We start from the raw sequence: 11,401 nt of genomic DNA, 5'->3' as shown, positions 1-11,401 counted from the left end.
CCTGTGACAACACCGGATCGATGGAGGAGCGACCCCGATGAACCTGATGCTCGCCGGCCTGACCGCGGGCCTGGTAGGAAACGCGTCAGCCGTCGCGGCCCTTTGGCTGCGGCTGCGATGGAAGACCTTGCAGCAGAATGGACACCGGATGCACATGGCAGAACTCGCCCGGACTCTGCCGGAGCACAGCCACGTGGATTCACACGACGGTCCTGGTGGTCTGCACACGACCTTGACAGTGGGCCGGGCGAGAGGGCAGCGATGAACGAGCCCGACCCGACCGGCGCCGACTTGCGCGTCCCGGCACGTCCACGCCCGACCATCGCATGTGTCGATGCCGAAGGCCTGGCAGAGTTCGGCGCCTTCTACCGCGAATTCACTCCACCGCTGATGGGATTCCTCATCCTGCAAGGCGCGCGGCCGGCCGACGCGGCCGACATCGTCCAGGAGACGATGGCCAAGGCGTGGCGGGCTTGGTCCACGATCACCTCGCCCAAGGCCTGGGCACGACGGGTCGCCGGGCGCGAGCTGGTCCGCCGCGTCGCCGCGCTCGACGAAGATCTGATTGCCGAACCCGAACAGTCGAGTCTGCTGCCCACGTGCTCCGACATCGACGAATGGATCCAACAGGACGACTATTACCGCGCGCTGACCGCACTCCCACCGCGGCAGCGACAAGTCATGGCCTGGACGATGGAGGGCTACAAACCGGCCGAGATCGCCGCCATATTGCGACTACATCCGGCCACCGTGCGATCGAACTTGTCGAAGGCGCGCCGCGCCATCGCGATTCACCTGAGCGGAGGTGCACAGCGATGACCTCTCGTTCGCGAGAAAACGACCGCTGGCTGACCACCCACCGCCGACACTTCCTCGACGGACTGGCCGAGCGGCTCGATCTGGACGCCGGTTTGCAGGATGCCCTCCTGACCGAGCGGCACTACGGTCTCCTCGACGACCTGCGCGGCCGACTCGATCTCGAGGCTGGGCTGGCCGCCATCGTGCCCTCGACTCCCCCGCCGATCCCGTCCGGCACCGAGACCCCGGAGATCGGCGGTTCGCTGGAATGGGCCTCGCGCACCCTCGCGACCATGCCGCTGCGGGTCCGTCTGGAACTCCGCGCCTGCTACGCGTTCGAGCTGGGCGCCGTTGCCCGGCATGCGTCCTGGTCCGCCACGGCGGGCTACGTCACCGTGGAGCAATTCTCCGAGATCCGTGCGCAGTTCAACCGGCTCGCCCCGGTCGAGGGCAACGGTGGGGACACACTGTTCGAATTGGGCACGACCGTTGTGGATCCCGATTTCCCCTGCCGACGCGACCAGATCCGGATCTACCTGGTCGAGAGCGGCCGCGATGCCCTCGCCCCTCGCAGCGACGATCCCGCCTCGACATTCGACCGGAAAGGACGGAACAACAAGCTGCACGCCGACGTACAGAACCTGATCGCACGTCTGCAAGCAGCCCTGTCAGGAAGGAGGGTGATGCCGAGCAGCGAGACACGCGACGCCGTGAACGATTGGATCCGCGTCGTCGGCGACTTCGCGCGCCGGCGGCTCGACGATCTCGAGGATCTGGTCCTCGGACTCCGCAGTCCGGAACAGCAGCTCGTCCGGCTGCGCAAGTCGCTGGGTGAACTCGCCGATCACTTGGCGTTCCTCGAACAGATGCTGAACGACTTCACCCACGCCGACCTGAGCGACGTCGAGCTGACCGGCATCCACCTCGACGGCGTCCGGTGGTCGATCCGGACCACGCGATGGCCTGAGAACTGGCGCGAGCAGATCGAGCGCGACTCCGTCCCGCTGGGCGACGACATCTACGAGATCCATTACGGCACCGGCGCACATCAAGGCCAGGACACGCTGGTGTAGGCAGCGCACCGGGCCGCCGCGGGCACGTGCTCATATTCGCGAAACGCTAGATTGGTCCTCGTGTCAGCGCCCTTGGAAGCAATTTCAACCACAGTTCCTGCATAGGTGCACACCCCAGTCGGAAACGATCCCGGACCGTTCTTTCGATACGGGAACGAATCGGTGACACGATCAACCGCGTGAGACGAAGCTTCGGGGTCGCAGCAACTGTCGCGATCATGATGACGGCTGCCGGTATCGCGGGAACCGCTGGCGCGCAATACAATCCGGCACCTGGTGCTCCGGCGATCCCCACCACGACTGTGCCGATACCCACGATTGCGCCCACACCGCCAACGAGTGGCGGGCTATCCCAGCCGATTGCCACCGTGCTGACCGGCGGGCTGGCTGTGGTGGTGGCGCTGATCGCCTTGGCCGGTGTCCTGGTGACCAGGAAGCAGGCGGAGAGGCACTTCACGCAAACCCACGGGCTGGAACGGGTCAGGGCCCTACGAGAACGCTATACGACCTGCGCTGAGCACCTCGCCCACGACAAACCTGCAGTCCGGCAGGCCGGGGATCTACGCCTTGGCGGCTCTGGCCGACGACTGGAACAACACTCTCCCGGGTGGTCAGAACCAATCAGTCAACGAACTTCACGAAGAAGCGCAGGTGTGCCTCAGCTTGCTGTGCGCCTATCTACGATCATCCAAGAGTCCAGCGGATTCCGAAGTGCGGCTTTCAGCGTCGGCGGTCATCCGTCGACATCATCAGCAGTGGTCGCCATTTGTCTACGACCTCCGGTCAGCAGACCTGGCCGGCGCGGACCTCAGCGGCGCGGACTTGAGCGGCGCCAAGCTCAGCAATGCAGACCTGCGTAACGCGGACCTGAAGGGCACGCACCTTCCCGAAGCAAGGCTCACCGGGGCGCATTTGAACTATGCAAGATTGACCGAGGCAGGTTTGACGGATGCACATCTGACCGGCGCAGACCTCAGCGGCGCAAACCTGCTCCAGGCGAGATTGACACGGGCACATCTGAACGGCGCGACTCTGACCGGCGCGACTCTGACGCGCGCCGACATGACTAGCGCGTACCTGAGAGGTGCGAACCTGAGCGATGCCAAGTTGGGCGGCGCGAAACTCATCAGAGCAGACTTGAGCGATGTGAACCTGAGCGGCGCGTATATGGCGCGAACCGACCTGAGCGGCGCGCTGCTGTCTGGCGCGGACCTTACCGGCGCCGACCTAAGCGGCGCGCATTTCGACGAACAAACGCTGTGGCCGAAGAACTTCACGCCACCTGATAGAGCCTGACGCTGAGAGGGCCACTGAGCAGCCATTACGAGTGGTTGCAGGCCCTCACACGCTGGGGCCACACGTGATGAACGGTCACGCACAACCAGCGCATAAGTCTCGTATGTGAACTACGAATAGCATGCTTGAAGTGCGCAGATGCCACCATGATGAGCCTGGGGGAGGCGTCCGGCTATCCGAACAGCGACGTGTACTGATCGATGGTCGGTTGAATTATCGGCGGGTAGTGACTCGCTCGACCGGATGATCGCGGATTGGTTGCTTGTGCTTCGTACAGGGCGACGGCGGCCTCAGTCACGAATACTGCGACAGCGATGGCGTCGGAGAGCATTGCGCCAATGTCGCCGATGCCAGAACAGAAATCGGTTCCCCAGTTGTACCCATGGGTGAAGCTGGAACAGAGACGGTATTGCTGACTGATCCTGGTGGGGAGATCGACCGAGTTCAACTCCGACTGGAGGTGTTGTGGAGGATTCTTCGCCAGCCAATCACCTGTCTTGCTGACCATCGTGGAGAAGCTATCCGGTTCGCGGTTCAGCTTCTCCAACCGGTCCCGCTCCTCGATCGCGAACTTGAGGTGTCGACGCATGCCCGACAGGTGTGGCTCGGGAAGCACGTGCTTGCCGTCGTCGTGAGCTTCCAACTCGACGCGCAGATGGCTCGACTTCTGGCCAGCTCCGACCATGGAAGCTCCCGCAGCGCGCCGTCTCCGCTTGTCTCGGTCGGAAGGCGACAGCATCCAGATACCCTGCGATGCCGACTCGAACGCCGTCCGGCACAGCGACATCACACTTGGCGGATGATGGTCGAACGGGGTTGCCCGCGGAACCTGTTCGAGTACTACACAGGTCACAACCAGCGAGTCGATCGCATTCATGATCGGAAAGAGTGCCGCGCCCGCGATGCCGTGGGGTGTGTGATTCTGAAAGTGGCTGTCGTCGTCTCTGTCCATCACACTGCCGCTGTCGGGGTGGACAGGCTTTAACGACCATGCACTCAGTTCACGGCCACGCTTGGCTCGTTCCATCATTCGACCTAATGCTGGATATTGGAACAGACCGAGCGCATAGAGGCTCTCGGGGCTCGCCATGCCGTACTCCAATCGTAGGTGCTGGGCAAGCTTGCCCAGCCTCCCGATAGCCATGACCACCGACGAAGAACCTCTGCCGCGGGCCGATGGCTAGTTGTGGCGTCCGAACGCACTCTCATAGCCGCATACCGGTCATCTTCCACACTGTCACACCGTCGTCGGTGACCCACTGCCGCCGATGTCGTGGACTACCGCAGAGGCCAACAAACACGTCCACGCCCGGCACCGGGACAGCCACCGGGGACGACTGTGTTATTGAATATCCGCGATCACCGGGCCTGCCTGCTCGAGACGTCACTGCGCCCATCTGCGTGCAGCTTGCCGGGCTCGCTCCGGCAAGCTCCCACGGCTCGACTCACGCAACGTGTCGACAAGAACCCGTGGTGAATGATGTCTTCGTCAACCAACTCGTACATCGAATCCTGATCGACGATGCCGTACTCCGCGGCCTCGACCTCAAGGGTAACGCGGACAGCGGTCTCGAGCGGATACTTCGCCAGCCCTGACCTGATCAGGCGAATGCGGCGCTCGTTCGTCGGTGTCATCTCGATCTGCCCCCACAACGACTTGTTGATGACGTCGTGGGAGTCGTACGTGTAGGCGTGGATGACGTCGGCTTCGCTGGCGGTGAGCCGGTCGAGCAGTTGCCCGGCCAATGCCGTTTCTGCCAGTGGAATCTCGTCGAAGCCGTACTCGTCACCCTCACCCGTCACGCTCGGATTGTGAGGCATCACGCGCCCGATTCGACAACTCGGAGGTACGACGCGCCATGCTGCTATGCAATTACGGCCAGTACCCGACCACCGGGGCGTCCAGTCCAGCGCGCCGCGCTGCGCCCAGCAGTTGGGCATAGAACGCATAGCGCCTCGGCCCCGTCGGAGGCGACGCGGACGATGGCGTCTGGACACCAGGATCGGTGCCAGGTGGGCCCCGACAAGTTCTCAGATTGGTTTCGCTGTGTCGCAAGAGGACCGACGATGATCTGCATGTTCGCAGTGGACCGTACACAAGTTGGCTCGGCGTCTGGCGGCAATGATCCACTGGCGTCTACCGTTGCACGCTGATGGCTACCACACGAAACTCTGGACGATGTCATGCCGTGCCGGCAGGGGTGGAACACGGTGTCGAGGCGGCCGGATGGGCTGGCGTGGTGTTGCCCCAGACCACCGTCAGCGACTTCACAGTGTTCCCAGTGGTGGAGATAGACGCAGAAGTATGGGAGGAACGCGTCAAGAAGGGATACGGTCCGGAACTCGACCGATCCACCCTGGTGATCTGGGAATCATGGACGACTGATCTGGGCGAGATGCCGCCCCGGCCTGCAGTGTCGATCGTTGGTCTCGTGTCGACCGCTACCAGACCTGCGGACGCGTTGTACGCGCTGGACTCACTCGCCGGTTACGGTGCCGGGTTGTGGATCGCCACCGGAGTCCGCGGACCGACGGCATGGACCCTCTCGAAGTTTGATGTCGTTGGGGTTGGAGTGGTGGCGGAACGCTCTGGAGGGCACGAGGTGCTGGTGGAGGGGCGCAGCGGGCCGATCGCGACGGCGCGGCGATTGGCGTCAACCCGGCACAAGGAGGAGCAGCTGTTCGGGTGGGCGCTGGCTACGGGGTACTCGCCTGCGGGTGCGGTGTCGACGACACCCACGCACTGAGGGCGTCGGCAGGTTCCCATGTCTTGTCGTTCCGTTTAACGATCCGATCGTGCTCCACCTGAGCGCGGGCGCACATCATCTTCCATTCGCTTCCGCGGGTAGCCGGCGGGTGGGCCAGGAGAGCCCTCGCCACATCGGACTGGGCAGCGAGTGAGTGCTCGAATGCTGCGGCCTCCGGGTCGGCGGCGAACACGATCCACGCGATCGATCGCCCATGACACACGCTGCAGTTGCATCTCCATAGATCGAGATCCGGGTTTCGAGTGATGCCGTCTTCGATGGTGGTGAGCCGCTTGTATGACTTCAGTGCAGGCACGTACGCCGACGGGCACGGTGGAGGTATGAATCCGTTGTCATCGTCGGCGGCGATCGGATAGATGTGACGCAACCCGGACTTGGTGCCGACAGAGACTGCTGCTGCCCCGTGTGCGAGAGCACCCAGCACAGAGGTATCCGAGCGCAATAGCAGCATCGGTGTGGGACAGCGCAATACCGCGATCAGTCCCGTTACGGCTTCTTTTGCCGCGAGTGGATCGCCTTTGGACTCGAGCATCAGCGCGACGGGCTGAACGGCTGCGGTCAGCTCGGCGATGAGGTGATCACGGTCGACGGTCAACCATTGGATTGCCAGCGGCAGCGCGGTGATTACTTGTGTCGCCTCCGCGCCCCAGGCGAGCACCGCACGCAACGCATCCAGATCTCCGGCGGGAATGTAACCAGAGTCGGTGAGGGCCCAGCGCAGACCGATCCTCGTCTGCATGTTGATCCAGTCGGTGGTCATACATCGGGCACCGATGCCGCGACTTCCGCCCCGGTAGCGCTCGGCATCGAGGAGGATCGCCGCGCGCGCGTTCTCTTTCCGTATGGCGCGGATCGCCTCCTTCGCGGTCGGCTCGCTGCAAGTCGTGATCACTGCACCCACGTCGTGAGATCGGGTCAGTGGTGCGAGGATCGGTGCCGACGAGGCGGGTGCGTGCGCCATGAAGGGCGGCCCGAAGTTCGGCAGTTGGTCGGAATCGTCGAAGATCAGTGCTTCCTCAATACCCTTCACGATCTCACCGCCTGCAGACTGGTTCTGTTCGTTTCGCGCAAGTAGTGCTTTCTGAATGCTTCCGGCGTCATGTAGGCGAGCCGCGCAAGATCAGCATCGTTGCGACCGTATCGGGTGCGGTGAGTCTCGATGACGCCGTCCAACAGAACCGACTGTTCAACGGGGAGATCGATAGGTTCCACGGTATTCCATCCGAGCTTGGATAATTTGATCCGGAATTCCCGGAATTGGCGGTCGCTGATCAGATCGAGCGTCTTCGCGCGCTGGATCAGAGCGGCGATTGACACCTTCCACTGCGCCTTGAGGTCCATCAGCCGGGGGAAGTCACGGGTGGTCAGGTTGAGTAGCTGCGGGCGTATGTCGTCCGCGGGCATGAGGAATTCGGCCGCGAACAAATCAGCCTGCTTCTCCTGCTCTGGATTCGGTAGAACATGCATCACGATGTGGCCCAGCTCGTGGCAGATGCTGAACCGCTCGCGATCCGGCGGTAGCCCAGCTCGGACAACCATGAGGGGTGTCTTGCCTCGTGGCCAGGTGCTGAAGGCATCCTGAGCTGCGGAATCCAATGTGCGGATGACGATTACGATGCCGATGCCGTCGAGCAGTGCGTGCAGGTTGCCGATCGGACCACTCGGGATGCGCCAGCCCGCCCGTAGAAGTCGTGCGATATGGGCGGCGTCGCCGTCGAAGTCGTCGATGTCCATCCGCTCGAGGATGGTCTCAGCGCCGCGATCAACTTCGGCTTCTTCGAGAAGCGCGTCGACCGTGATCCGCGTCAGGTGGCTAACGGCCTCAATCTTCTTCGCAGTTCCGACTGTGATCCTGCTCTGCCGACGGCGATGGAACATGCACGACACCTCAATCCCCTGCTGCGCCTCATGATTGGTCAGCAGAGACGTCGGACAGTCGAGCGCTTCGGCGAAGGCAGCCAGTCGCTCGGCAGTCAGCTCGGTCAAGCCATTCTCCACTTTGGACACAAACCCCTGGGTCACACCGCTAGCGTTCGCTAGATCGGCCTGCGACCAGCCCTTGGCTTCACGAACCAACGTCACCATCCGCGGGCTCGCAGAGTGCACGGTGCGGGTCTCGGAATCAGGCATAGCTACAACCCTACCGGGGCGATGAATATTTGCGCTCATTTTTGACGGCGTGTCGTGACGGCTTCGTTGAGATGGACGGCTCAAGCAGCCACCGCGGACAACAGTGGAGGATTGGTGAGGGGAAGGTTGCCGCTCGCTCCAGCTGCATCTTCCGGTCGGTAGATCATCAACGCCGGCGACCCATTGACTGGCGGACGTTGCGAGACCACGACGAATGGAGAGTGCGGGCGTGCCGATGCTCTGATTTCGTTGCGATCGGGATAACCGGTCGGACACGTCGGCACACGTGCTCAACGGATGGCGGCTGTCAGTTGCGCACGAAGCCTCGGCGAAGCGGGGGCAGCTAGATTGGTGAACGATGTTAGCGCCCTTGGTACCAGAAACGATCACAGTGCCCAGATGACCGAATCGCCCCGGACCGCCGCTGGAGTCGCACCCTTGGAAGCGGTCAAACAGACCATGCGAACGCGCTGGCCGCTGTACCTCGCATCGATGCTGGCGGCCAACGCCTTCGGTGCGATTCTGGTGTACGCGTTCATCCAGTACGGCCTGCCCTCGCCGGAGGGTTCGCCTACGGGTGTGCGGCGCACCGGCCTGTTGATTCCGGTGACGGTGTTCGTCGTCGGCGGCGCGCTGAGCGTGACCGCGTCGGCGCTGATGCTGCGCCCGGTGATGCGCTGGCAACTGCGTGGCGGCCCGCCGAGTCGGCAGGAGCAGATGGCCGCGCTGCACGCGCCGCTGCGGCAGGCCATCGTGCATCTGCTGTTGTGGCTGGTCGGCGGCGGCGTGCTGGCGGCGACCATCATCGTCGACACGCCCGAGCTGGCGGGTGCGGTCATCGTCACCGAATGTATGGCCGCCACCATCGTGTTCGGCTTCACCTACATGCTCGGTGAGCGCATCCTGCGCCCGGTCGCCGCGCACGCGCTGTCCACCGGCACCTTCGACCACACCCTCACCCCCGGCGTCGGCACCCGGATGGCGATGACCTGGGGCATGGGGACCTTCGCGCCGACCATCGCGATCGTGCTGCTGTGCGTCACCCAGATCACCTCGCAGGTGCAGTTCTCCGCGCGGTCGCTGGCGGTGTCGATTCTGCTGCTGTGCGGCGTGGTGATCATGCAGGCGCTGGCGCTGTCGATGCTGACCGGCTCGAGCATCTCCGATCCGGTGCGCCAGCTTTCGCGCGCCATCAACCGCGTCCAGGAAGGTGCGCGCGATGTGCAGGTGGAGGTGTTCGACGGCAGCGAGATCGGCCTACTGCAGGTCGGCTTCAACCGAATGATGGAGGAGGCCGCCCAGCGCCGCGAACTACAGGAGCTGTTCGGCCAGCACGTCGGCGAGGAGGTGGCCCGGCGCGCGCTCGAGTTCGGCACCGAACTCGGCGGTGAGACCCGGTTCGTCGCGGTGCTGTTCGTGGACATGGTCGGCTCCACCGCGACCGCCGCCGAGCGGCCGCCCACCGAGGTGGTGAGCCTGCTCAACGAGTTCTTCCGCGTCGTCGTCGATGTCGTCGATCGCAACAACGGCTTGATCAACAAATTCGTCGGCGACGCGGCGCTGGCAATTTTCGGCGCACCGCTGGATCGCCCGGACGCACCGACGGCCGCTCTCACCGCGGCCCGGGAACTGCGTGAGGCTCTGCGCGAGGTACCGGGCCTGGATATCGGCATCGGGGTGTCCGCGGGCCTGGCCGTGGCCGGAAATATCGGGGCCGCAAATCGTTTCGAATACACCGTGATCGGCGATCCGGTCAACGAGGCTTCCCGCCTGACCGAACTGGCCAAGGAACATCCCGGCCGGGTGCTCGGTTCGGGCAGCGCGCTGTATTTCGCCGATGCGCGGGAGCAGCAATTCTGGGAATCCGGCGACGAGGTGCAGTTGCGCGGCCGACGCCGTAAAACCCGCCTGGCCTGGCCGAAGCCGCTGGGCAATCACCACACCGAGGCCACCGGCGCGGACGCCGAACTGCGCCCCGACTCGATAGTGGACTGAACGGTCTGCGTGCACGGCGCGAAACACGTGCCGAAACCAGGGGGCTGCATCCCAAAAGGACCGTTCGTTAGGCTGACGGACGTGAGGGCCCATGGTGAACTAGCCGGCGACTCCGAGTCGCCCGCCGAGCCGGGCCGCCGGGGGCGGTTCTGGTGGGCGAAATGGGTTCTCGGGGTGGGCCTGTCGGCTCTGCTGATCGCCGAAGGTGTTTATCTCTGGCCCCGTTTGCACGATTCGTGGCGAAATCTGACAGAAATCCATTGGGGCTGGGTCGCGGTCTGCGTCTTCGTGCAGGCAGTGTCGATGAGCGGTTTCGGGCGGATCCAGAAACAGCTGCTCCGGGCCGGTGGCGTGGCGGTGAGCCAGCGCAAATCCGTGGCGGTCGTGTACGGCGCCACCGCGATGTCGGTGACGCTGCCCGCCGGTCAGGTTTTCTCCACCGCCTTCACCTATCGCCAGACCCGGCGCTGGGGCGCGAGCCCGATCGTGGCGTCCTGGCAGCTGGTGATGTCCGGTGTGGTCGCCGCGGCCGGCATGGTGCTGCTCGGGGTGGGCGGGGCCGTACTGGTGGGCGATCAGGTCGGGCCGTGGAAGCTGGTGCTGCCGGTGGCCGCGGTGATCGCGCTGATCTGGGCGGGCAACTACGTCTCGAACAACCCGGGCACGCTGGAGTCGCTGGTCCGCCGGATCCTGCGCCTGGTCAACCGGATTCGCCACCACGCGCCGGACAGCGGCATGGACAAGGTGCACGAGATCCTGCACCAGCTGGAGTCGGTGGAGCTGGGGCGGCGCGACGGTGGTCTGGTCGCCTGGTGGGCCGTGGTGCACCGGATCGGCGACGTGGCCTGCCTGGGCGCGGCCTGTTACGCGGTCGGCGCGGAGCCGCGACTGGCCGGATTGCTGATCGCGTTCAGCGTCGGCAAGGCGGTCGGCACCATACCGTTCGCGCCCGGCGGCATCGTCTACGTGGACGCCACCCTGGTCTACAGTCTCACCGCCGCGGCCGGGCTGCCCGCCGCCCAGGCGGTCGCCGCCGCCTTCGTCTACCGGATGGTCAGTTTCATTCTGGTCGCGATCATCGGGTGGATCGTGTTCGCGTTCCTGTTCCGCAAGCCGCAGGCCGAGGACGCGGAGTTCGAGAAGGAGTTCGAGCGCCGCTCGGCCATCCTCGCCGAACAGCGTCTTTTGAACGAGAAGCGCCCGCGCGAGGGCGAGCCTTCCGAATCCGACAAGGCAACCCCGGCACCGGCCGACGGCACACCCACCGAACGCCCCGACGAGGACTAGCCCGCCTAGGGCGGGAACCTCGGGCGAGAGGTGTCACGCCGTCCCATTACCCTG

General features: G+C 64.4%; 10 protein-coding genes. 6 read left to right on the top strand and 4 right to left on the bottom strand.

The features are described 5' to 3' along the window. Nucleotides 1–261 precede the first annotated feature (261 nt). The 3 genes from QH470_RS21270 to QH470_RS21260 all read left to right on the top strand — a co-directional run bounded on the left by QH470_RS21270 (nucleotide 262) and on the right by QH470_RS21260 (nucleotide 3,167). Nucleotides 262–819, top strand: a complete 558-nt coding sequence (locus QH470_RS21270) for an RNA polymerase sigma factor (protein ID WP_280274106.1) — start codon at nucleotides 262–264, stop codon at nucleotides 817–819. Then, nucleotides 816–1,871: a hypothetical protein gene (locus QH470_RS21265; RefSeq protein ID WP_280274105.1), complete on the top strand. Its 1,056-nt coding sequence runs from the start codon at nucleotides 816–818 to the stop codon at nucleotides 1,869–1,871. The genes QH470_RS21270 and QH470_RS21265 overlap by 4 nt, the downstream gene beginning before the upstream one ends. Before the next feature lie 567 nt (nucleotides 1,872–2,438). Then, entirely contained in the window at nucleotides 2,439–3,167 is a 729-nt protein-coding gene (locus QH470_RS21260; RefSeq protein WP_280274104.1) for a pentapeptide repeat-containing protein, read from the top strand. Between the two features lie 172 nt (nucleotides 3,168–3,339). On the opposite strand, the gene QH470_RS21255 is transcribed toward QH470_RS21260, so the two are convergent. Beyond that, nucleotides 3,340–4,317 carry a hypothetical protein gene (locus QH470_RS21255; protein WP_280274103.1) on the bottom strand — a complete coding sequence of 326 codons (978 nt, stop codon included), beginning with the start codon at nucleotides 4,315–4,317 and terminating at the stop codon, nucleotides 3,340–3,342. Between the two features lie 209 nt (nucleotides 4,318–4,526). Then, nucleotides 4,527–4,970 carry a hypothetical protein gene (locus QH470_RS21250; protein ID WP_280274102.1) on the bottom strand — a complete coding sequence of 148 codons (444 nt, stop codon included), beginning with the start codon at nucleotides 4,968–4,970 and terminating at the stop codon, nucleotides 4,527–4,529. A 386-nt stretch (nucleotides 4,971–5,356) separates the two neighbouring features. Here QH470_RS21250 and QH470_RS21245 point away from each other — a divergent pair, with 386 nt between their 5' ends. Then, entirely contained in the window at nucleotides 5,357–5,914 is a 558-nt protein-coding gene (locus QH470_RS21245; protein ID WP_280274101.1) for a hypothetical protein, read from the top strand. On the opposite strand, the gene QH470_RS21240 is transcribed toward QH470_RS21245, so the two are convergent. Together QH470_RS21240 and QH470_RS21235 are read right to left on the bottom strand one after the other, a co-directional pair. Further along, a complete protein-coding gene (locus tag QH470_RS21240; RefSeq protein WP_280274100.1) occupies nucleotides 5,865–6,965 on the bottom strand; it encodes a hypothetical protein in 1,101 nt (366 codons plus the stop codon). The genes QH470_RS21245 and QH470_RS21240 overlap by 50 nt on opposite strands. Then, nucleotides 6,962–8,065 (bottom strand): helix-turn-helix domain-containing protein, encoded by a 1,104-nt coding sequence (locus tag QH470_RS21235; RefSeq protein WP_280274099.1) that lies wholly within the window; start codon nucleotides 8,063–8,065, stop codon nucleotides 6,962–6,964. The genes QH470_RS21240 and QH470_RS21235 overlap by 4 nt, the downstream gene beginning before the upstream one ends. Before the next feature lie 399 nt (nucleotides 8,066–8,464). On the opposite strand from QH470_RS21235, the gene QH470_RS21230 reads away from it, so the two are divergent. Together QH470_RS21230 and QH470_RS21225 are read left to right on the top strand one after the other, a co-directional pair. After that, a complete protein-coding gene (locus QH470_RS21230; protein ID WP_425302729.1) occupies nucleotides 8,465–10,060 on the top strand; it encodes an adenylate/guanylate cyclase domain-containing protein in 1,596 nt (531 codons plus the stop codon). Between the two features lie 81 nt (nucleotides 10,061–10,141). Continuing rightward, nucleotides 10,142–11,347, top strand: a complete 1,206-nt coding sequence (locus QH470_RS21225) for a lysylphosphatidylglycerol synthase transmembrane domain-containing protein (RefSeq protein WP_280274098.1) — start codon at nucleotides 10,142–10,144, stop codon at nucleotides 11,345–11,347. Nucleotides 11,348–11,401 lie beyond the last annotated feature (54 nt).

The sequence above is a fragment of the Nocardia wallacei genome (genome assembly GCF_029868745.1).
In the GTDB taxonomy this organism is placed as follows: Bacteria; Actinomycetota; Actinomycetes; order Mycobacteriales; family Mycobacteriaceae; genus Nocardia; species Nocardia wallacei_B.
Note: the sequence above shows the minus strand (reverse complement) of the source record. Positions and strands in the feature narration are given on the sequence as shown.

Coding starts and splice junctions, on each gene's coding strand:
- QH470_RS21270 (WP_280274106.1), top strand. CDS start 262: ATGAACGAGCCCGACCCGACCGGCGCCGACTTGCGCGTCCCGGCACGT.
- QH470_RS21265 (WP_280274105.1), top strand. CDS start 816: ATGACCTCTCGTTCGCGAGAAAACGACCGCTGGCTGACCACCCACCGC.
- QH470_RS21235 (WP_280274099.1), bottom strand. CDS start 8,065: ATGCCTGATTCCGAGACCCGCACCGTGCACTCTGCGAGCCCGCGGATG.
- QH470_RS21230 (WP_425302729.1), top strand. CDS start 8,465: ATGACCGAATCGCCCCGGACCGCCGCTGGAGTCGCACCCTTGGAAGCG.